Source organism: Paenibacillus sp. H1-7, assembly GCF_022354825.1.
Lineage (GTDB): Bacteria > Bacillota > Bacilli > Paenibacillales > NBRC-103111 > Paenibacillus_S.
In genome coordinates this window covers 7182501-7205083 of the sequence record NZ_CP031168.1, presented here as the reverse complement: position 1 = coordinate 7205083, position 22583 = coordinate 7182501, and the positions used below count along the sequence as shown (strand labels likewise).

Annotated in this window: 13 protein-coding genes; 8 read left to right on the top strand and 5 right to left on the bottom strand. The window is 53.1% G+C overall.

Going from position 1 to position 22583, the window contains the following annotated elements:
* Positions 1–27 precede the first annotated feature (27 nt).
* The gene (locus DVH26_RS31710; RefSeq protein WP_239629307.1) at positions 28–1533 is read right to left on the bottom strand and encodes a tagaturonate reductase; all 1506 of its coding nucleotides are present in this window, start codon (positions 1531–1533) and stop codon (positions 28–30) included.
* Positions 1534–1864: 331 nt separating this feature from the next.
* Here DVH26_RS31710 and DVH26_RS31705 point away from each other — a divergent pair, with 331 nt between their 5' ends.
* Complete coding sequence (locus tag DVH26_RS31705; RefSeq protein ID WP_239629305.1) at positions 1865–2389, top strand: hemerythrin domain-containing protein; 525 nt, start codon at positions 1865–1867, stop codon at positions 2387–2389.
* 59 nt (positions 2390–2448) lie between these two features.
* Positions 2449–3300, top strand: coding sequence for a formate/nitrite transporter family protein (locus tag DVH26_RS31700; protein ID WP_239629303.1), 852 nt, complete (start codon positions 2449–2451; stop codon positions 3298–3300).
* Between the two features lie 986 nt (positions 3301–4286).
* Here DVH26_RS31700 and DVH26_RS31695 read toward each other — a convergent pair.
* Complete coding sequence (locus tag DVH26_RS31695; RefSeq protein WP_239629300.1) at positions 4287–5300, bottom strand: acyltransferase family protein; 1014 nt, start codon at positions 5298–5300, stop codon at positions 4287–4289.
* Positions 5301–6114: 814 nt separating this feature from the next.
* Here DVH26_RS31695 and adhE point away from each other — a divergent pair.
* The 3 genes from adhE (at position 6115) to pflA (ending at position 12499) form a co-directional block, all read left to right on the top strand.
* Positions 6115–8730 carry a bifunctional acetaldehyde-CoA/alcohol dehydrogenase gene (gene adhE, locus DVH26_RS31690; protein WP_239629298.1) on the top strand — a complete coding sequence of 872 codons (2616 nt, stop codon included), beginning with the start codon at positions 6115–6117 and terminating at the stop codon, positions 8728–8730.
* 220 nt (positions 8731–8950) lie between these two features.
* The gene (pflB, locus tag DVH26_RS31685; protein WP_239629296.1) at positions 8951–11221 is read left to right on the top strand and encodes a formate C-acetyltransferase; all 2271 of its coding nucleotides are present in this window, start codon (positions 8951–8953) and stop codon (positions 11219–11221) included.
* Positions 11222–11761: 540 nt separating this feature from the next.
* Positions 11762–12499 carry a pyruvate formate-lyase-activating protein gene (pflA, locus tag DVH26_RS31680; RefSeq protein WP_239629294.1) on the top strand — a complete coding sequence of 246 codons (738 nt, stop codon included), beginning with the start codon at positions 11762–11764 and terminating at the stop codon, positions 12497–12499.
* 687 nt (positions 12500–13186) lie between these two features.
* Here pflA and DVH26_RS31675 read toward each other — a convergent pair.
* From DVH26_RS31675 to DVH26_RS31665, 3 genes are all read right to left on the bottom strand, one after another.
* The gene (locus DVH26_RS31675; RefSeq protein WP_239629292.1) at positions 13187–14557 is read right to left on the bottom strand and encodes a rhamnogalacturonan lyase family protein; all 1371 of its coding nucleotides are present in this window, start codon (positions 14555–14557) and stop codon (positions 13187–13189) included.
* A gap of 614 nt (positions 14558–15171) precedes the next feature.
* Positions 15172–16026 (bottom strand): carbohydrate ABC transporter permease, encoded by an 855-nt coding sequence (locus DVH26_RS31670; protein WP_239629290.1) that lies wholly within the window; start codon positions 16024–16026, stop codon positions 15172–15174.
* A gap of 20 nt (positions 16027–16046) precedes the next feature.
* Entirely contained in the window at positions 16047–17006 is a 960-nt protein-coding gene (locus tag DVH26_RS31665; RefSeq protein ID WP_239629288.1) for an ABC transporter permease, read from the bottom strand.
* 235 nt (positions 17007–17241) lie between these two features.
* On the opposite strand from DVH26_RS31665, the gene DVH26_RS31660 reads away from it, so the two are divergent.
* From DVH26_RS31660 to DVH26_RS31650, 3 genes are all read left to right on the top strand, one after another.
* Positions 17242–19374: a helix-turn-helix domain-containing protein gene (locus DVH26_RS31660; RefSeq protein ID WP_239629286.1), complete on the top strand. Its 2133-nt coding sequence runs from the start codon at positions 17242–17244 to the stop codon at positions 19372–19374.
* A 132-nt stretch (positions 19375–19506) separates the two neighbouring features.
* On the top strand, positions 19507–21039 hold the full coding sequence (locus tag DVH26_RS31655; protein WP_239629284.1) for an extracellular solute-binding protein: 1533 nt from the start codon (positions 19507–19509) through the stop codon (positions 21037–21039).
* Between the two features lie 55 nt (positions 21040–21094).
* Positions 21095–22486, top strand: a complete 1392-nt coding sequence (locus DVH26_RS31650) for a rhamnogalacturonan lyase family protein (protein ID WP_239629281.1) — start codon at positions 21095–21097, stop codon at positions 22484–22486.
* Positions 22487–22583: the final 97 nt, after the last annotated feature.

Below are 22583 nucleotides of genomic sequence, written 5' to 3'. Positions count from 1 at the left end.
CCCGCCGCAGTCCGTCAGAACAAGCCGCTAAGCCTCAGCAATGGCCGGCTTTCCCTGAAGCGCGAGCCATAGGGCCTCCGGGATTCCTTTGTTTATCATGAGCACGAGCGATGTGCTGATTTGAGCAGCCAATCCGTCGGTATTAGCCAAGCTCATTCCCCAGAAAGGCTCATGCTTCAGTACGCGGGAGACGAGCTGGCACGCAGAGGCCGGTGTTCCCTCATAGGCCGACCAGAAGTCGCGGAACGTCGCCACATGGTCCGTCTCCTCTTCAACGATAAACACCTCTGTAGCGCGTCTTGCTGCAAGCCGCTCGTTATCCAGCGCCGTACCTTTGTACAAGAGGATCAGAGCCGCAAGCGAAAAGCACAGAAGCGCGGGAGGATATTGATGGCGTTTGCGGAATTCGAGGAGGGAGGGCAGCACGCTCCTCCTGAATTGAGCCACAGCATGGTTTACTAAGCGGTGAAGCTGACGCTGCAATAAGGGGTTGGCCAGACGTTCCGGAACCAGATCCGCGTAGGCTTTCGTAGCTTCCGATGCTGCGAGCTCGGGATCGAGTGACGGGATGATTTCTTCCGAAATCGCTTTATGAACAAAAGCGGCGAGCAGCGAGTCGTCCATCCCCTGCTTCATCGTCTGTTTGCCGCACAAAAACGCCGTCAATGTGAGGATCGTCTGCATCCCGTCCAAAATACGCACCTTGCGGGTATGGTAAGGCGTCAGTTGATTCGTCCATACGGCATTCAAGCCGGCCTGGGCCAGCGGCAGCTCCGCCGGCAGACGGGGGTTGGCCGTCTCAATGATCCATTGATGAAATGGCTCGGCGGTATTGATCAAATGATCGACATACCCTATACGATGGGTCAGCTCCTTGATCTCGTCCTGCGGATAGCCGGTCACGAGGCGGTCGGCAACGGTATTCACAAATTCGTTATGCCCGATCCACCAGACGAATTCCTGCTCCAAATGCCACTTGCGGGCATAGCGCAGCACGGTTTGCTTCAGTACGTCGCCATTGCGGTCTATTTGCTCGCAGGGCAGGATGACGAACGTTTTGCTCGCCTTGCCGTGATACGCTTTGAAGCGTTTGTATAAAAAGACCGTCAGCTTGGCCGGAAAGCTGCTCGGCGGAAAATCCGTAAAATGATCGTCTTCTGTAAAGACGATTCCCTCAGGGGAAGTGTCCGAAACGATAAAGCGCAAATCCGGGTTAAGTGCACAATGCAAAAAAGCTTTGTAATCGGAGTAAGGATTAATGGCGCGCCGAATCGATCCGATCAGCTCGGCCTCGTCGACGGTCCTCCCATCGCATATACCGCGATGAAGCAGCGTATACATCCCGTTCTGCTCGTTGATTTCATCAGCGGAGCCTTCCGCAAAGGGCTGCACAACCACCGCTTGGCCCCTAAACAGGCCTTGCTCGTTCATATGGTGGAGCATCCAGTCGACAAATCCGCGCAGAAAAACACCGTCTCCAAATTGCAGCACCCGCTCGGGATGCATGGGGGCAGGCTTCTTTTTGCCTTTCATGACACAAACCTCCATTTCAAAAAATGTATTGGCTCCATCTAATTCCGTTTTCACGCTAAGGAGTGTCTCCCAAGGGTAAGGTTAAGTACCTTTCATCTTAAATGCCATCTGATGGAAGCGAAATGATATTGCTCACAGGTCCGCCTCGAATCTTTCTTTTGGCATGGTGAAAGGGGAATGGTTTTTCGTTCTGTGTATGGATATTGCACCGGGCTGAGAAAGAGTTTTAGAAAAGAATATAGTTTGTGATTAATTTCACGTACAAGAACGTTCCCGTAAGCTATACTTGGTTCAAATAGGGGTCTCCCCCCGGGAAACGGAGGAAAACGATATGAAACCGCAAATGCATCAAAATACATTCACAACGTTAGGCCACCCGTTATACGAGTTCAATGCAGCGGTCCAGCGGCTTCAAGAGGAGCACGTGCTTCTGGACGAAGCCTTAACGGAGCTGCATGCAATGGCCAAAGCGATCGGGCTTGCCGACGATTCGGTGGATTGGGCTCGGGTGCTGCATGTTTTACGTGACAAGACGATCGTGTTTCAACAAGACTTGGATGCACACGCAAAATGGGAAGCGGAAACGATGTTTCCTATGGCGGCATGGTACTTCGGAGATGAAGCGAACGTGCTGGAATTATACAGCGAGATGGAGCAGGAGCATGTGATAGCCGATCAATTCATAGCGGCTTTCGTGACGAGGGTAGAACGAATCGTACTGCCTGTCGCTTCACTGGAAGCCAAGGAGCTGGCTTCTTATTTGATGCAGGCATGTGCGGTGCTCAAGCATCATTTTCGTCAAGAGGAGGATATGATCGAGGCATTGGCCGACCGTTCGAACCAATACGGCTTCTAAATACGGAAGCAGACGTGCTGTGGAGGTTGAAGTAACAGGTATCCGAAAGGAGGTGCGCCATGGGATTCGCCAAGCCGGAGCAGATTGCTCTTCGTACTATTCAAGCCGGGATAAAAAAAGCGTACATGCCGCTAAAAACACAGCTTCCGCTTGGTTTCGCCGCCGGGGCGTTCATCGCGCTCGGCTTTCTTCTTGCCATCAGGGTGAGCGGCTCGCTTCCGCCGGACTGGGGAGGCTTGCGCAGTTTAGCCGGAGCGGCTGTATTCCCTCTCGGGCTAATTCTGTGCCTCATCGCAGGAGGAGAGCTGCTCACGGGCAATATGATGGCGGTGCCCTTCGCCTGCTATGCCCGCAAAGTTAGCTATCGCCGCTGGGCGGCCAACTGGGCGATTATCGGCACCGCTAATATGGCCGGTGCGCTGTTCGTCGCCTACGTGTTCGGTCATTTGGCAGGCATGACGGAGCACGGGCCGTATTTGGCGCAAACCGCTGCGCTTGCTCATGCGAAGCTGGAAGAGCCTTTTCTCGTCGCGTTTATCTCCGCGATAGGGTGCAACTGGCTCGTATCACTCGCCGTGTGGATAAACTACGGCGCCGAGGATGGCGCCGGCCGTATCGCCGGCATCTGGTTCCCGACGATGGCTTTTGTCGCTTTGGGCTTCCAGCACATCGTCGCGAATATGTTCCTGATCCCTGCGGCGATTTTTGCCGGTGAGGCGACATGGGCGCAATTTGCCGCGAATGCGGTTCCCGTCTTTCTCGGCAATGCAGTGGGAGGGAGCTTGTTCGTAGCGGGACTATACCGGCTCGCTTATTCGTCGGTAGAAGAAGCGGGCAAAGCCAAGGAAACGTCAGCAAAAGCCAATGAAGCGATATACAGCAAAGCTGCCGGCAGCAATACCGGCACATAGCGATGGGAATCACCTTCGCGAGGGCACAAGGCAAAAGTCTGGGGAAATAGTCAGAGGGAAGCAGCAGGCGGTCTGTGAAGAACAGACGGGCTTGCTGCTTTTGCTTTTTGAACAGCCAGCGGAGTCACCCTTTGCACAGAGGGTGCTGCTCATGTTGTGCCAAACCGGCAATGGTAAAGGCTAACCGGAACACGCTCACCGCAGCCAGCTAAAAGCCCCTTCGCTAATGCGAAAGGGCTTGAGCTTAACGATAAATCCGCTTTACCCCAATAAATAAGGAGGGTGGCATCTCGTCTTACGATACTTACTAGTTTCCCTGCGGAAAATTGAGCTTGTTGAGAAACCGAGGGTAATCGAATACTCCGATGGTTACGCCTCTCCAGTCAGGACGATGAAGATCGGACAGGAGATCCGTTATTGCCTGAAATGATGCCTGTTTTGGAGTGCGATCGGACCGAGAGTCCGTTATTTGCTTATTTTACAGGAAAAACATGCGTATTTTCGTGAAATAAAGGATCTGTAGTCCGATCACCCTGCCAATAGAACCACTTTTGGTAAAATAGAGGATCTACGGTCCGAACCGTTTTGGGTAACGTTCTCCAACGGACAGGCAAACTAAGGAATCGAATTGGATTCGCCCTGTGAAACCGAACAAAGGCATAGCGGGACCCCGACGGCGGACCTCTACCGGAACCTTGTGTTCACTTGTATCTTTCCAGCGTCACTGTCCAGAAAACAAACCTTATCACCCCACCTGTAGATACCGCCTAGCCTCACATTAACGTATTTGGGTAAACCAAGTTTATCAACAGGCGAGGTTTACTGCGGCGGCCGCCTTTGTTTTCAAAAATTGACTGATAAATTAACAAACCAACAGCGGCTGGAGTGGAGCACACTTACAGCTTTCTTTTTCAGTTCTGATGTTTTCTTGAACCGCCTGAAGCCCCTCCGCTAATGCAAAGGGGCTTTCCGGCGCATGGAGCGTACTATTTTTTGGCCAATGCCGTTCGATTGAGCAGCCTGAAGTCCGGTTCGATCCAAGGCTTTCCGAGGGCGGATGCCCGGCGCGTCGATAACAGCAACGTCAGCATGACTCCCCCAAGCAGAATGAAGGCAACCTCGAGCGGAGTTTCAATTCGATAGAACAAGCCAAGCGCGATGCAGCTTTTGATGACGAAGCCTTGCAAGAGAAAAACATAGACGGTTCGTTTGCCCCATTCGGTTATCCGGCCCGCTCTCCATGTGATCAAAGCCAGGAAGCATACGGCTGCGGCGCTTTGCAGCAAATACGTGCCTGCACGAAATACACCCGCATACCATTCCGTATGACCAAGAGCACTGTAGCTAGTATTGCCGTACAACCAGCCCGGATCGATGCGTACGCCCATCCATAATGCAGTGGTCAATGCAGCCAACGCGATAACGGCAAAGGGACGGATGAGGCGGGACAGCGCCGTCCAATCTTTAAACAAACGAATGGAGTACCCAGCCAGGAAAAACGGAAAAAACACAAACGTTCTTGAGATGCTCATCCAGCCGCCGGCATCCGGCCAATAACCGACGGCGATGCCGAGCAGCACGGCCAACACGATCGGATGGGGCAACCGGACGAACAGAAGCAGCAGCAGCCGCCAGAACAAATGGCTCAACACGAACCACAGCATCGAATAGGGGATGAAAAACGAGTGAACGACTCCCGCAGCCCGGAACAACAAGTAATCGGCCGCACTGTACAAGGTTTGAAATAAGATATATTGATAAAGCAAGGTGCTCATGACCTTCAGGCCCTCCGAATCCAGCTTGAACGGCTTGGAGAAATACCCCATCACCAGAACGAATACAGGAATATGGAACGTGTAAATCGCTTCATATCCCGCATTAGCATACAGATTGCCGCCGATCATCGGCTCCAGCAGGTTGGCGGTCACCACCAGCAGTATAAGCACAAATTTGACATTGAGAAAATAGACATTCAGCTCGTGTTTCCGTTCGGTTGCCATCGTGCGTCCCTCCGCCTGTTTTTGTCGCGGATCCGGCTTGTGAGGCCGTTCCTGCTCTCTATAAAAAAAGCTTACATTCGAAGTCAGATCACTGCAGTGACGCAGGTCACGGTCAAATGCTGAAGTTTCCATTGGATGTTACCGGACAAATGGCTTATAATGAAATCAATTTCCGCAATCGGGCCGAAAGAACGTAAGCTCGGCGCCAATTATTGAACAAGCCGTGAGGAGAGTGCAGCAAGTGACGGTAGCGATCATTTTGGGCATCATAACCCTTATCATCATATTGGGATTGACGTTTTGGATTACGAAAAAAGCTTATTCCCGCAAATGGGACGAAGAGGATTGACCGGTACGGTTAATTCATCAAGGACACTTGCCTGTGACCAGGCAGGTGTTTTTTTATCCCACAATAGAATGGATAAGATTCCGAGTTAACCCGATGTAAGTTCTATATAAGCGATAAAACTTACCCTGCTAGCGAAGCGGGCTTTGTTAAGCAGGACTTTAAGGTTGCTTAGCCTCGAAGTGCTTCGATAGGAGGCTTTCTCATAGGCTGAATCTGGCAAATATCAGCAGGCTGTGATGAATCGCACATACATTTCCTGTATTTGGCATTACTCTAGAGGCAAGCAGCAGCTGACGAAGAGGAGGGCTCAAGGTTGCAGGGTGATATTGCAGGAGGCGGAGCTGCTGGTAAGCAATAAGCAATAAGCAGTGGCCGACTGTGATAAATGTTATATCGAATAGTTTGTGAAAAAAGTAACATAGTAGTATCCGAAGCAAAGCACCTATTCGAATGGAGGCTGGGACAATGGCTGTAAAAGAGAAGCAGAATGCAGCGGGAGAAACTCCGGAAGCGCACGATGAAGTGAATCGGTTGGCGGAGAAGGCGAAGAAGGCGCTGCAAGCGTTCATGCAGTTAAATCAGGAGCAGGTAGACCATATCGTGCAGCAAATGGCGTTGGCCGGTCTGGACCGGCATATGGCTCTTGCGAAGCTGGCTGTGGAAGAGACTGGGCGAGGCGTATACGAGGATAAAATGACGAAAAATTTGTTCGCATCCGAGTACGTATATCACAGCATCAAATACGACAAAACGGTCGGCGTTATCGAAGACAATGTCTATGAAAGCTATCAAAAGGTGGCGGAGCCCGTAGGCATTATCGCCGGGGTCACTCCGGTAACGAATCCTACTTCCACCACGATGTTCAAAGCGTTGATTGCGATGAAAACCCGCAACCCGATTATTTTTGCCTTTCACCCGTCCGCCCAACGCTGCAGCGAAGCGGCGGCAAGAACGGTGATGGAGGCTGCCGTCAAGGCAGGCGCTCCGGAAGGCTGCATTCAATGGATCGAGCATCCATCTCTAGCAGCGACGAATCAGCTGATGAACCATCCCGACGTAGCTCTTGTATTGGCGACAGGCGGGGCCTCCATGGTTGCGGCTGCTTACAGTACCGGCAAGCCCGCCTTGGGTGTCGGACCCGGCAACGTTCCCTGCTTTATCGAGAAAACGGCCGATTTGCAGCAAGCCGTCACCGATTTGATTTTGTCCAAAACGTTCGACAACGGCATGATCTGCGCGTCCGAGCAGTCGGTCATAATCGAGGAGCCGGTCTTTGCGCAGGTGAAGCAGCTGATGAGCGAGAAGGGCTGCTATTTCCTGAACAAGGAGGAGACGGAGGCGGTTTCGAAGCTGGTCATTCATCCCGAGAAATGCGCCGTCAACGCCGTCATTGTAGGACAGTCCGCCGTCAAGATCGCCGATATGGCCGGTATCCGGGTTCCTGCCGGAACGAAGGTACTGGTCGCGGAGCTTGCCGGGGTCGGCGACGCTTATCCATTATCCGCCGAGAAGCTGAGTCCGGTGCTTGCCTGCTACAAGGTGAAGAATCCTGCCCAAGGCATCGCTCGGGCAACGGAGGTTGTCGCTTATGGCGGGATGGGGCACTCCTCGGTCATCCATTCCAAGGATGAACGGGTGATTGCGGACTTTGCAGCCGCGTTAAAGACCGGCCGGGTCATCGTCAACGCTCCTTCGACTCATGGAGCCATCGGAGACATTTACAATACGAACCTTCCGTCCCTGACTCTGGGATGCGGCTCTTACGGTCATAATTCTACGACCTCGAACGTGACGGCCGTCCATCTGTTGAACATCAAGCGGGTCGCATACCGGACCGTCAACATGCAGTGGTTTAAAATACCGCCTAAAGTGTATTTCGAAAAAGGCGCTACGCAGTACATTCAAAAAATGCCGGACATTTCCCGAGTCCTTATTGTAACCGACCCGATGATGGTCAAGCTGGGCTATGTAGAGCGGGTGGAGTATTACCTGCGCAAACGGCAGACGCCAGTCTATATCGAAGTGTTCTCCGATGTGGAGCCCGATCCGTCCGTCGAGACGGTGGAACGCGGCACCCGGCTTATGGAAGCTTTTCAGCCGGACTGCATCATTGCTCTTGGCGGAGGCTCTCCGATGGATGCCGCGAAAGCGATGTGGCTGTTCTACGAATACCCGGATACCAGCTTCCAATCGTTGAAGCAAAAGTTTTTGGACATCCGCAAACGGGTGTACAAATACCCGCGTCTTGGACGCAAAGCCAAGTTCGTGGCTATCCCTACAACGTCGGGGACAGGCTCGGAAGTAACCTCTTTCGCGGTTATTACCGATAAGCGGGAGGGCAATACGAAATATCCGTTGGCCGATTACGAGCTTACGCCAGATGTAGCGATCATCGACCCGGATTACGTATACAGCCTGCCGCAGACAGCGGTAGCGGATACGGGCATGGACGTGCTGACGCATGCGATAGAAGCCTACGTATCGGTTATGGCCAACGACTACACGGACGGCTTGGCGATCAAAGCGATTCAGCTTGTGTTCCAGTACCTTGAACGGTCGTACTCCACTGGAGACGAGCTGGCCAGGGAAAAAATTCACAATGCCTCGACAATTGCCGGCATGGCGTTCGCAAATGCGTTCCTTGGAATTAACCACAGCCTCGCGCACAAATGGGGCGGCGAATTCCATACGGCTCATGGACGTACCAATGCAATCCTTATGCCGCACGTCATCCGCTACAACGCGCAAATGCCTACCAAGTTTGCGTCGTTTCCGAAGTACGGCCATTTTATCGCCGATCAGCGCTACGCGGAAATCGCCCGCATCCTCGGCCTGTCGGCTCGGACGACGGAAGAAGGCGTCGAAAGCTTGATCGCCGCGGTGCGCAAGCTGAATCAGTCGCTCGGCATCCCGGCGTCGTTCTCTGAGCTCGGCATCGATCCGCAGCGGTTCGAGGCTCGCGTCGACGAGCTGGCCGACCGGGCTTTCGAGGATCAATGCACGACAGCCAATCCGCGGATGCCGCTCGTGACGGAGCTTGCGGAGCTGTACCGCAAAGCGTTTTACGGAAAGTTCGAATAATGCTTGCTTAAGCTGCAGCTAAGTGCACGCTTCGAGCTGCGCCTCTCATCGCCGCTACCCGCGTTCGGATTCGTGAGCGTTGGAAATCATACGATGCGGTAACGATTCATGGTGCGGCGATGAGGATTTATTTTATAGGTATTCATTGTACTTGGTGCAAGCCGGCTAAGGCCGGATTCAGGTTCTACGACGATTTATTTTGGCGAGGAGGTCATGCGAAATGGCAGTAAAAGAATCGGATTTGGGCAGCAGCATGCAGCGAGAGGACGTATATAGAGGGTTTCAAGGCGGCAAATGGCAGAAGCATATTGATGTCAATGATTTTATCAACCGGAATTTGACTTCATACAGCGGGAACGAATCGTTCCTTGCGGGTCCGACGGAAGCGACCAACGCATTATGGCAGCAAATCCGCGAGCTTATGAAGCAGGAAACCCGCAATGGCGGCGTGCTTGATGTCGATGTGAACACGGTGTCCACCATCACTTCCCACGCGCCCGGTTATATCGATAAAGAGAAGGAGCAGATCGTCGGCCTGCAGACGGATGCGCCGTTGAAGCGCTCGGTTCAACCGTTCGGCGGGATCCGGATGGTCGCGGATGCGTGCGAGGCCTATGGATTCCAGCTGCCAGATGAAATGGTAAGGCTGTTTACCGAAATTCGAAAAACACACAACCAGGGCGTCTTCGACGCTTACACGACTGAGATGCGCACCGCGCGCAAAGCCGGGATCATTACCGGGCTCCCGGATGCTTACGGTCGGGGGAGAATCATCGGTGATTACCGCCGGGTTCCGCTGTACGGCATTCATCGTCTGATCGAAGCGAAAAAGAACGATTTGCTCCAGCTTGAAGTCGACGCGATGACCGAAGAGGTGATCCGCGCCCGCGAGGAGCTGTCCGAGCAAATAGCCGCCCTGCGGGAGCTGGAGCGGATGGCCGCTTCCTACGGCTATGATATTTCCAGGCCTGCGGCGACGGCCAAGGAAGCGATCCAATGGCTCTATTTTGCCTACTTGGGAGCCATCAAAGAGCAGAACGGGGCCGCGATGAGCTTGGGCCGGGTATCCACCTTCCTCGATATTTACATCGAGCGGGATTTGGCCGAGGGACATCTGACGGAGGAGCAGGCTCAGGAGCTGATGGACCATTTTGTAATGAAGCTGCGCATCGTCAAGTTTCTCCGTACGCCCGACTACAACGAGCTGTTCAGCGGCGACCCGACCTGGGTGACGGAATCCGTCGGAGGGATGGGATTGAACGGAATCCCTCGCGTTACTAGGAGCTCGTTCCGCATATTGCATACGCTGTACAATCTGGGGCCGGCTCCGGAGCCGAATTTGACAGTGCTGTGGTCCACACAGCTTCCGGAAGCTTTTAAAGCGTATTGCGCCAAGGTCTCTATCGAAACAAGCTCGATTCAATACGAGAACGACGATCTTATGAGGCCGCAATTCGGCGATGATTATGGGATCGCCTGCTGCGTATCTGCAATGCGGATCGGCAAGCAGATGCAGTTTTTCGGCGCTCGCGCCAACCTTGCCAAAGCTCTCCTCTATGCCATTAACGGAGGCGTGGACGAGAAGCTCGGCATTCAGGTCGGTCCTGCCATTGCCCCGCTGACCGGGGAACGGCTTACTTACGACGAGGTGATGCCGAAGTACGATTTGATGCTGGACTGGCTGGCCAAGCTGTATATGAATACATTGAACGTAATTCATTATATGCATGATAAATATTGCTACGAGCGGCTTGAGATGGCGCTGCACGATAAGGATATTTTGCGTACGATGGCGTGCGGTATTGCGGGACTGTCCGTAGTTGCCGACAGCTTGAGCGCCTTGAAATATGCTGAAGTCAAGGCTGTCCGCAACGAGCAGGGAATAGCCGTGGATTTCGAGATCGAAGGCGAATATCCGCAGTACGGCAACAACGATGAGCGGGTCGACCGGATCGCCGTGGAGCTGACGGAACGGTTCCTGAACAAGCTGCGCAAGCACAAGCCTTATCGCGATGCTTTGACTACGATGTCTGTGCTGACCATTACCTCCAACGTCGTTTACGGCAAAAAGACGGGCAGCACGCCGGACGGCCGCAAAGCAGGCGAACCGTTCGCACCTGGGGCCAACCCGATGCACGGCCGTGACCGCAAAGGGGCGCTCGCTTCCTTGGCTTCGGTAGCCAAAATTCCTTACGAGAGCTGCCTGGACGGCGTTTCGAACACCTTTTCGATCATTCCGAAGGCGCTCGGCAAAGAGCAGCAGGCACGGGTTCACAATCTGGTATCCCTGCTGGACGGCTACGCCGCCACGGGAGGGCATCATTTGAACGTCAACGTGTTCGACCGCGAGCATTTGCTCGATGCGATGGAGCATCCGGAGAACTACCCTCAGCTGACCATCCGTGTCTCTGGCTATGCGGTTAACTTCGTGAAGCTGACCCGAGAGCAGCAGCTGGACGTCATCAGCCGTACGTTCCATGGAACGGTTTGACGTGAAGGCTGAAGCAGGTCCTGAGAACGGCAGGGAATCTGCCGCAGACATGGGCATGGACATTCTATGGTAACTGGAGCGAGGTCATGTTGATTATGCATTATGCAGCAGCGCTAATGCGGCTGCAGTGGTGATGGTGACGGTGACGGTAGGATGGCAATGCTGGTTGTGAAGCGGAATGTTACTTGCTCTTCGTGAAGCTTCCTGCAAGCAGCAGATGATGCCATCAGCTGTACGTTTCATGGAACAGTTTGGTGGGAAGCCGTCGAGGTTAAGGCAAAAGCAAGGTTCCTGCGGCACGGCAGTGATGGTCGTAGACGGGCAGTTGTAACGCGGCAATGTTGACTGTCTAGAAACGGTAATGCGGCTGAACAGTGGTAATGGTAACGGTGCAGTGGCAATGCTGGCTGAGCGTCGAAATGGTAACAACGGGGTGTGCAACGGAATGGTAGTGATAGATACTGGCTGTGAAGTACCAAAACCTTATTAACCTGCAGGAGCAGCTGTGTGCAACGGACAATAGAGAAGGAGCGTACCGGTATGAAAGGTAGAATTCACTCCATTGAAACTTTCGGGACCGTGGACGGCCCGGGTATACGCTTCGTGCTTTTCATGCAAGGATGCGCGCTGCAATGCATGTACTGCCATAATCCGGACACTTGGGATCCCTCCAAAGGCCGGGTGGTTGAAGTTCAGGACATTATCGGCGAGATGGAGCCGTATTTGGAATATTACCGCCGCTCGGGCGGCGGCATCACGGTTACGGGAGGGGAGCCGACGCTGCAGGCTCCGTTCCTCGCGGCCTTGTTCAAGGAGATCAAGCGCAGATGGGGCCTCCATACCGCGCTGGATTCCTCCGGCTTTTGTGAGACGGAGCATGTACGGGAGCTCATGGACGTCACGGATCTGGTGCTTCTCGATCTGAAGCAGATCGATTGCATCAAGCATGAGGCTTTGACGAGCCAGCCAAATGGGCGAATATTGCACTTCGCCAAGTGGCTGTCGGATATCGGCAAGCCGGTATGGATCCGGCATGTTCTTGTGCCGGGTATCACAGACGGACGCGAGGATCTTGAGGCGCTGGGTGCTTTTATAGGCAGCCTGGGCAATGTGAAGAAGTTTGAACTGCTGCCCTATCATCGGATGGGCGTCTATAAGTGGCAGGAGCTGAAGCGAGCTTATCCGCTGGACGGCGTGCCGGAGCCGACCGATCGGGAGGTGCAGCGAGCGCTTGCTCTTATAGAAGCGGGGAGGCAAGCGGTTTGTACGTGTGGATGAATAAGAGAAGCAGGATGTGTTCTGCGCGACATGCTGCAGGCCCAGGTAAATCTAGCAGGAGCAACTTGTGTGGCAGGAGAGACTTTAGGCAGCACAAGTGATTTAAAGTAGCAGGAGAAACATGAATCAGCGGAGTAAGATGAGCAGCAAAAGGAATATGAGCCAACAGGAGTAACTTGGTTCAGTAGCAGCAACATGAGCCAGCATGAGTGACTTTGAGCAACAGGAGTAACTTAAGTCGTAGGAGTAACTCGAAGCAGTAGGAGTAACTGAGATAGCATGAAACGTTCCACCCACCTACTCGATCGGACACAGGATCCGCTATTTTGCAAAAAACACCCCGATTTTGGCACGGATCGGACAGGGAATCCGCTATTGCACCCAATTTCAAGGAAATTGGTTGATTTATAGGGCAATAACGGATCCTGTGTCCGCATCAATCCATTTTGATGCCATTTTAGAACAAATAGCGGATCCACGGTCCGCTAGGCTTCAGAGCCGCCCAGACTCGCTGGGTCCGCAGACTCGCCGGGCTCGCAGCCTCGCAGACTCGTAATCTCGCAGTCTCGTAGACTCGCCGGGCCCGCAGTCTCGCAGGTCTCGCAGACTCGCCGGTCTCGCAGGCTAGCTGGCTCGCGCCATCGCATAGAAAAAGCCGGGGACAACTCCCCCGGCTTTTCCTCATCTCTACAGCCCCGCCATCAGGCACAGGTTGTACCCTACACCGGTCAACCTCTGGCTGGCGGCGTAGAACGGATGAACATAGCGCGCTTTCGCCGCGTCGCTGTCGGCCGCATGCTCATCCGCCCATATCCGGATCGTGCCGTCCGGATAAAAGCATAGAATTTGCTCGCCCGGCAAATTCATAAACTTCGAGGCCATCGCGACTGTGCCGCCGACATGGCCGAACGAATGACCGAGCCGGTCGAAGACTTCGCCGTCTCCGCCGGGAATGCCTCTGACCAGCTCGTGGTAGCCGTCCCCGTTCATATCGACGGGGACGGTCCGGTAGACGCTGTAGGGCAGAGGCACCGGATGGCCGGTCAACGCGTCGTAAGTGAACTCATCCATATCCTGATGATAGCGCCCGTCCGGCCCGCATGTTTTTTGGCCGATACGGATCGCCATCACGATATGGCTCTGATCGTCATGCAGACGCGCCGACCACCCCATATCCATGTGGCCCGTGTCCACATCGCCCCATGCACGGTTCCCTTCTGCGTCGAACATCGCGACGCGGGGCTGAACCTGGCCGTCGCTTTCGCGCACCGTCCAGATGCTTATCTCGCCCGATCCCGGGTGGACGATCGGCTGAATCACGTCCGAATGACCGCGATAATGGTCCCGGTCCGCGCAGAACAGCTCCGTGCCACGATCGAGCTCGATGCAGCGCTCGCCCCAGAAGATCTCATCCACACCGTCGCCGTTCACGTCGATGACAGGACACATATGGCTGCCTCGAGCGCCGGGAACATCCCTCGGAATCTCCGCCTTCCACCGCAAGGTCATGTCCGCATTCCAGCCTTGCAGGTACATGCTGCCGTACGTCCCCTGCGCTGTGACAAGCACCGGCCGGCCATTTACGTAACCGCCCGCAATGAAGTTGCGGAACAGCTGCGAGATCGGCTGCTGCTGCTCCTCATACACCCAGGGGTATTGATCGATCGTTTGTCCGGTCTTACCGTCGATCCGCTCCAGCACGCTTTCCCGTACGCTTAACGGATGCTTCTCGTTCAGATTGTGAACGAACCAGATGTCATCCGTACCGTCCTGATCCAGATCAAACGGATAAAACGGCACGAACCAGATGCCCGGGATCACGCCCGGCCCCAAGTCGCGCCTCCAGCGAATTTGCCCGTCGGTGGTGAACAAAGCGAGCTTCAACGTATCCGTAGGGAAGAAAAACATTTCCGTATACGGATCGATGTCGAAATCGGCGCTGTACACGGCGCAAATAGCTTTTTCCCCATCCAGATGGACAGGAAATGCTCTAAGCATCCCTACGGGCGAACCTAGAGAGAGCTCCAATACTTGCTTCAATTGAACGGTCGATGTCATGCGGGTAAACCTCCTTGAATAAATAGTGGGCTTTAGTTCAGATCCGAATACATACTCGGGCTGTAAGAATCTTCTATGATAAACGCGCCCCGACGAGGAGCAAGCAAACGACGAGGGCGTTACATCCAAGGACTCGGTTTTGGACGTCATTCTGTTCTCGCTTGTAACCATCCGACAAGGGCGCCACATCCAAGGACTCGGTTTTGGACGTCATTCTGTTCTCACTTGTAACCATCCGACGAAGGCGTTACATCCATGGGACTCGGTTTTGGACGTCATTCTGTTCTCGCTTGTAACCATCCGACGAAGGCGTTACATCCATGGACTCGGTTTTGGACGTCATTCTGTTCTCGCTTGTAACCATCCGACAAGGGCGTTACATCCATGGACTCGGTTTTGGACGTCATTCTGTTCTCGCTTGTAACCATCCGACAAGGGCGTTACATCCATGGACTCGGTTTTGGACGTCATTCTGTTCTCGCTTGTAACCATCCGACAAGGGCGCCACATCCAAGGACTCAGGCTATGACGATACTCTGTTCATGCTTGCAGTCATCCGGCAACGACATTCCATCCGGGTACGCGGCCATTGTCAACCGCCATCTCACGAATGATCAGCCTTTGACCGCACCGATCATCACTCCTTTTATAAAGAAGCGCTGGATGAAAGGATACACCGCAATAATGGGCAGCGAAGCGAGGAAGATGGAGGCGGCCCGCAGCGACAGCGAAGATACCTCGGTTGAGTTTGATACTTCCCCCATGAGCGTCGCCATCTCCAAATGAATGACCATATCGCGCAAAAATAGTTGCAGCACCTGCAGCTTATCGGAATTCGTATAGATGACGGCATCCATGAATGCATTCCAATGGCTGACCGCTATGAACAGTCCGATCGTCATGATCGCAGGCAGCGATAAAGGCAAATAAATTCTTAGAAAAATACCGATATCGTTGGCCCCGTCCATTTTGGCCGATTCCTCCAGACTATCCGGTACAGCTTCGAAAAAGCTGCGCAGCAAAATGACGTTCCACGTGCTGATAGCGGAAGGAATGACGAGCGCCCATATCGTATCGATGAGCCCGGTGGCCTTCACGATCAGGAATGTAGGCACGATGCCGCCGTTGAACATCATGGTGACAATGATATACAGCATGAACAATTTCCTGCCGGGCAAATAAGCACGAGACAAGGCATAGGCGACGGTCAGCTGCAGCGTTAGACTGATACACAGCCCTAGCAGTGTACGCGATACAGTGACGAGGAACGCATGGATGAATTTTTCATTTTCATAGATCATCGCGTAAGCTCTCAGGTTGAAGCCTTTGGGCGTGAGCAGCAATTCGCCTTCTTTAATCAGATTGGCGTCGCTGACCGAGGCGAGAATGACATAGTAGAACGGGAAAAACGTAACGATCGCGAACAGCAGAAGAATCCCGCCGATCCATATATTCGGTTGCTTGAGCATAGCCAATGTCCCCACCCTTTTTACCATAACGACACCTCGCTGAATTTTTTGGCTATCCGGTTCGTGCCCCATATGAGCAGGAAGCCGATGGCGGACTGGAACAAGCCGATCGCCGAAGTGACGCTGAACTGCGCGCCTTGCAGACCGATCCGGTAAATGTACGTGCTGAGCACATCGCCGACATCGTAAACCGAAGGATTATACAAAATATAAATTTGCTCGAAGCCGACATCCAGCAAGTAGCCGACCTTCAAAATGAGCATGAGGACGATCGTATTCCGGATGCCCGGCAGCGTAATGTGTATCAGCTTATCCCAACGGTTCGCCCCGTCGATGGTTGCCGCTTCGTATTGATCGACATCGATGCTGCTGAGCGCAGCCAAATAAATGATGGCTCCCCATCCGGCCTCCTTCAGAATGGAAGACACGATGACGATCGGGCGGAAATATTCGGACTTGGACAGAAAGAAGATTGGCTCTACCCCGAAAAAGCGCAGCAGGTTGTTGACCAGCCCTTCATTGGGCGACAGCAGCTGGATAATGATGCCCCCGAAGACGACCCAGGACAAGAAGTGGGGGAAATAAACGACGGTCTGAATCGTCCTTTTAAACAGCATCGATTTCATCTCGTTGAGCAGCAGGGCGAGAACAATCGGGACCGGAAAGGCGAACAGCAGCTCGTAAATGTTGATGAGCAGCGTATTTTTCACAATGTTGAGGAAATCGTCGTTGCGGAACAAAAACTGAAAATGCTTCAGCCCCACCCATGGGCTGCCCCAAATACCTTTGGAAAAGTTGTACTCCTTGAACGCGATAATAACGCCGTACATGGGCAAATATTTATACACGAAATACCATAAGACACCGGGAAACAGCAGGAGGTACAAATATTTGTTTTTGCGGATTTGCATCAGGAAGGAGCCGGTCCGGTAAGCGGATTTCGGCATCGTCAGCTCCCCTTGATGAGCGGATGCTTTCATTTCGGTCATCACCCCTCGTTTGTTTTGCCCTTATTATAGGGGGGCGGCAGGGCAGACGAAATGACGATTGCTTTTGATGATGTACAAATCTTTGGAAGGAGGATGTGTATTTTACAAAATCGCAAAAATGCACATTGGTTAGCTCTTGCAGGGTGATATAATTTGGTCAGGGTGAATGATAGCGCTTTCGAAATTAAGGGGTAAGGCTTGATCAAAATTGGGATGGTGAGAGGGAATGTGGAGATGGCAGCCCGAAACGTTACGCAGGCTCTTGTTGCTTTGTTTAATTTTGATCATGGCAGGCGCTTTAACCGGATTCGTCTATTTGACCAAGGCACACTATGATGAAGGGAAGCAGTTCACCAATTCGTTCCGGCAAACGCACGAGAAGCTTTCCTCCGTCTTGTTCGTGCTCCAGGACCAGATTCATTCCGTCTATATGCAGATGTCGCTGGACGACCCCTTGTTCGAATGGCTGCAGCAGTCGGAATCGGGTGTCCACAACATGTATATGCTGAGGGAGATTCAACAGCAGTTTCTCAAGACAATTAACAGCAACCCGCTCATCGTATCCATCTATTTGTATAACAAGTCCAACGACACGGTGCTGTCTACCAATTATGAATTTACCCGCCTGGAGCAGTTTCCGGACAAAGCCTTGTTCGACGGCAAGCCCGAAGGCAGCGGACGGTGGGTGCAGGCAAGACTGGAGAAGGCAAGCTACGGCAACGCCAAGACGATTATTACATTCGTCGGAAATCTGAGAGGTCTCGGCTGGGTGGCGATCAACGTGGACGAACAGAAGCTGTTCGCCGATTTTCCGGAAAGCCATCATATGCTGCTCGTGAGCAGAGACGGTCAGGTCATTACGTACCGCAGCGGGCTGCCGGTGCCGATGGATTCGCAGAAGCTGAACCAAATCATGCAGGAAGGGATGGACGCCGAAGCTCCTCACCCTGTCGATAACGTGCTGGCGATGGTTTCCGATCAGTCTCCGGGCGAGTGGAAGACGATTTCTTATGTCCCGCGCATCGAACTGACGCCGGAATACAGGCATCGCCAGCAAATGATTTTGCTTTTGATGTCCGTCATTTTGGCGAGCGGCATCGGTCTGTATGTATTTATGCGCAAGTCGTATTTTCAGAAAATCGTTCAATATGAGAACCGCTACCATCGGAATCTCGAAGATTTGCGAACCCATTTCGTTCTCAACCTGCTGACGGGGAAGCTTAAGGAACAGGATATGGCCGGACCCATGCGGGAAATGAACCTGAAGCTCGCATCCTCCAAATATATGGTGGTGGTAATTCAAATCGATGACTACTACCGTTATTTGCTCAATATGGAGAAGGACGAACGGTTTTTTATGGATAAAACGATCTACAACGCCTTTCAATGGATGTTTAAGACCAGATATGCGGCGTATCCTGTCAAAGCGGAGCCGGATAAAATGGCGATACTTATTTCTTTGCCGGAGCATGTGGAGGAAGACTCCTTTATATCCAGCGTGGAAGGAACCGTCCGTTATTTGCAAAAGGAAATACGCGATACGTGCAATTTGACCGTTTGTGCCGGGGTCAGCCAGGTCGTTCCTTCCATCGCAACCGTCCACGACGGCTACTTTCAAGCGCTGCAGGCGATAGAATACAAGGTGATTTACGGCAGAGATGCGGTCATCCATTCGAAGAGCATTCCGCATAAGCAGCAGCAAGACGGGCTGTTCCCCACTTTTGACATCAATGAATTGATAGCCTGCATGAAAGAAGGCGACATGGTGCAATTCGAGGCCAATCTGGACAGCATGATCAAGACGATGACGACGGAAGGCAGGTTTTCCTTGGAGCTGCTGAATGCGGCGCTGTCGAATCTGCTGTTCGGCATCGTCAAGCTCGCGCTTGAATTGCGGCAAGACATATCCGGCATGGTGCAGGAGAACATGTTTATGAAGCTGTACAGCTACGAATTCATTGAGGATAAAAAAACATACATCGTCTACATCGCCAAGACGGTATCCGACCATGTTCACGTTCGAAAAACCGGCCAGAACAAAACGTTCCAAATGATCAAAGAGTATATCGAAGACAATTTCGACAAGGCGATCTCGCTAACCGTCGTATCCGACAGCCTCGGCATTAACCCTTCCTACATCAGTTCCTTAATCAAAAATGAGCTCGGCTACGGCTTCGTAGATTACTTGAACCATCTTCGGATCAAGAAAGCGCTGCTGCTGCTTGAGAACAAGCATAAGCCCATCAAACAAATATCCGAAGAATGCGGCTATGATACGGTCCATTCGTTTATCCGCAATTTCAAAAAAATCCACTTCTTCACCCCATCCGAATACCGCAGCAAATTGCAGCAAAAGTGACGATGTACAAAAAAATGAACATGGCATGGCCCCGGTTTTTTTACACGATCGCGGATAATGTTCATTGCCAGTGCCTTCCTTAGCGCTTAACAATGGAATGGAAAGCGAATCGAACTTAAGGAGGTTGTACGGATGAGTTGGTTCAAAAAGGGGAAAACGGCAGCTCTGGCCATTGTCGCATTGGCTTTGGCTATGGCGGCCGGCTGCAGTGGAGGAAACGGAACTTCGCCGCCGGAGACGCTGAACGGTACGGACGGGAAGAAGGAGGAGGGGTCAGTAACCTTTAAAGTACTGTTCGATTATAACGTCGACCCGAAAGGGATGTCGCTTACGGACAATGAATACATCCGTTTTCTAAAAGAAAAGACGGGTGTAGAAATTCAGCTCAATTCGCCGGGATCGGCGGGGTATATCGACAAGATCAATGTTTTGATGGCCTCGGGCAACTATCCGGATGCGTTCGCCGTATCCGACCGCGATTTGATTATGAAATATGCGAAGGACGGTCTGCTTGCCGACTTGTCGCCTTATATTAATGATACGGCCAACTATCCGAATATAAAAAAAGTGATGCCGGAAAGCTCTTGGCTGCCCGTAACGGAAAACGGCAAAGTGTGGGCGTTCCCGTACAGCCGGCCGGACGGCTTAAGCCAGGTCGTTTATATTAACAAGGAATGGCTGACGAAGCTGAACCTGAAGGAGCCTAAGACGATCGACGAGTTTTACCAGGTAATGAAGGCGTTTGCACAGCAGGACCCTGACGGCAACGGGAAGCAGGATACGTTCGGATTATTGACGGGCAACAACGTCGATCAAGGGGCGCGCGTTTTCAAAGCGGCGTTCAATGCGGAAGCTTACAGCATTCGCGACGGCAAAGTGACGCCTCCGGAAATCACTCCGGAGCACAAAGAGTTTCTGAAATTTATGAATAAGCTCGTCTCCGAGAAAATATTGGATCCGGAGTTTCCGACGGTGACCGGACCGATTTTCCAGCAAAAATTCAAGTCGCTCAAATACGGCGTCATTTCCGGCTTCTGGCATTACCCGTCCGGGCTCGAGCTGCCGAAGGAGGTCATGGACAAATACATCGCCGTCGAGCTGCCGCCTCATAAGGACGGCTCTCCCTCCGTATTCTCTTACGCCAGCTTGAACCGGCACTATATCGCCATACCGAAAAATACCAAAAACATCGACCGGCTGATGAAGTTTATGGATTGGGCCGTCTCGCCGGAAGGCATGAAATTTTCGTTCCTGGGCATTCCGAATGTCAATTACAAGGAAACGAACGGCACTATCGAAGCCGCCCAGCAGCTGGCCCCGATTCACTGGTCGTTCTCGCTCGTCCGGACCGGCCAGCTGAACGAGGACATTAAGAAATATATCGGCGTCGTCTATCCGAAGGAAGCCGTCGACAACCTGACTCTTGCCAACAAAATCGGCAAGCCGGACCTGCTAAGATCGGCGCTGCCCTATTATCCTGAGCTCTCGGGCTTCAATTTGACCAAAATCGTCGACGAATACACGACCAAAGCGATATTGGGCAACGCCGACGTCGATAAAACATGGGACGACTACGTTAGCCGCTGGAGATCGGCGGGCGGGGATAAGGCGATTCAATTTTGGACGGATTGGTATAACAAGGAAGGGAAGTCCATAGTGAAGTAAGTGTGAGCGTAATCGTGTTTGCAGCGAAAATCGATAATGGGAGGTACAGCAGGCTATGGCTATAACCGGATCAGATAAACAGATCAGATTGGAAACCGTCCTGGAGCTGTCGCTTGGCCAGAAGCTGGGGCAGCTCCGCTGCTTCCCGGTTCAGCTTGGGAGCGGGAATCGGGCTTTTTTGGCCACTTACGGGGCGGATTTCGATGTGGACCCTTCGGTCAATATGTTTTACTATCCTTCCGATACGTTGAAGATGATGCTTTTCACCGATCAAGGCGAAGTGCTGTGGAAAAGAGACCTCGGCCGCGCTGTCGTGCCGGGCATCTGGTTTTGTCCGGTATATCCGTTCGACCTGGACGGGGACGGGATTGATGAGCTGTGGTTCGTGAACAACCTGAATGAAACGCATCCGTTCTGCGTAGGGCAGTACCGGCTGGAGAGAATCGACGCCATAACGGGGCAAACGACGGGACAATGGCCGTGGAACAACGACGGCGGCAAGGAGGAGCCTCTCAGCTGCACGTTCCGCAATTTTATCCTTGGAGGCTACGCGCACGGTGAGCCTGTGCTGATTACCGCCCAAGGAACTTATTGGAGCATGCACTTGCAGGCGTGGAGCCCGGATATGACGGAGCGCTGGCGCATCGATATCGGGAAGGACGATCCCGGCGCGCGCGGCAGCCATATTACGCCGATCCTGGATATTAACGGCGACGGCGTAGATGAGCTGCTGTGGGGGGAACGGTGCATTGAGCTGGATACGGGCAAGGAGCTGTTTTGTGCAGACCGGGATGTGTATCGGGGCCACTCCGATGTCGTCCAGCCGATTCTCGATCGGGCGACCGGGCGCTGGTCGATCTTCACGGTGCGCGAGTCCGACCCGCAGGCGACCCCTCGTGTCGTCATGTTCGACGATCAGGGCCGCCGCTTGTGGGGCGATGTGGATGAAGGCCACATCGATATCGGCTGGGCGGCACGAATACTCGACGACCGGTCGCATGCAACGATGGCCATTCGCATCGGAGCCAAAACGTGCGGTCCGGACGGGCGCTTCCATCAGAACATGGATGAGTTCACGTATGAAGCCGGATCCGGCCGGACTTACGCTGTCCCTTTCAGCGCATACCGGACGATCCCCGTCGATATTAACGGGGACGGTTATCACGAGCTGGTGAGGGGCATGCCCGGAGGGGACGGCAGCCTGTTTGACCGGCATGGACGCATGCTTGGCAATGTTGGCGGTACGGTCGCTATGGCTTCGCGCTTCTTAGACTTGCCAGGCGAGCAATTGCTGTCGTTCCGCCCGGACGGCACCGTGCAAATGTGGGCGGACCGGAACGCGGAGGATGGCGCAGAAGCGGCAGAGCGGTATGCCCATCCTTACTACCGTGCCTGCCAGCGCGCCTACGGCGTAGGTTATAACTTGTACATTATCAGCGGATTGTAGAACGTGTTTGTTTATATGTGTAGGCTGGAGAGCTGAATGCTGCGGCATTCGGCTTTTTATCCTATATAGCATTTGTAATCGGGGCTCCCAGCAAAGT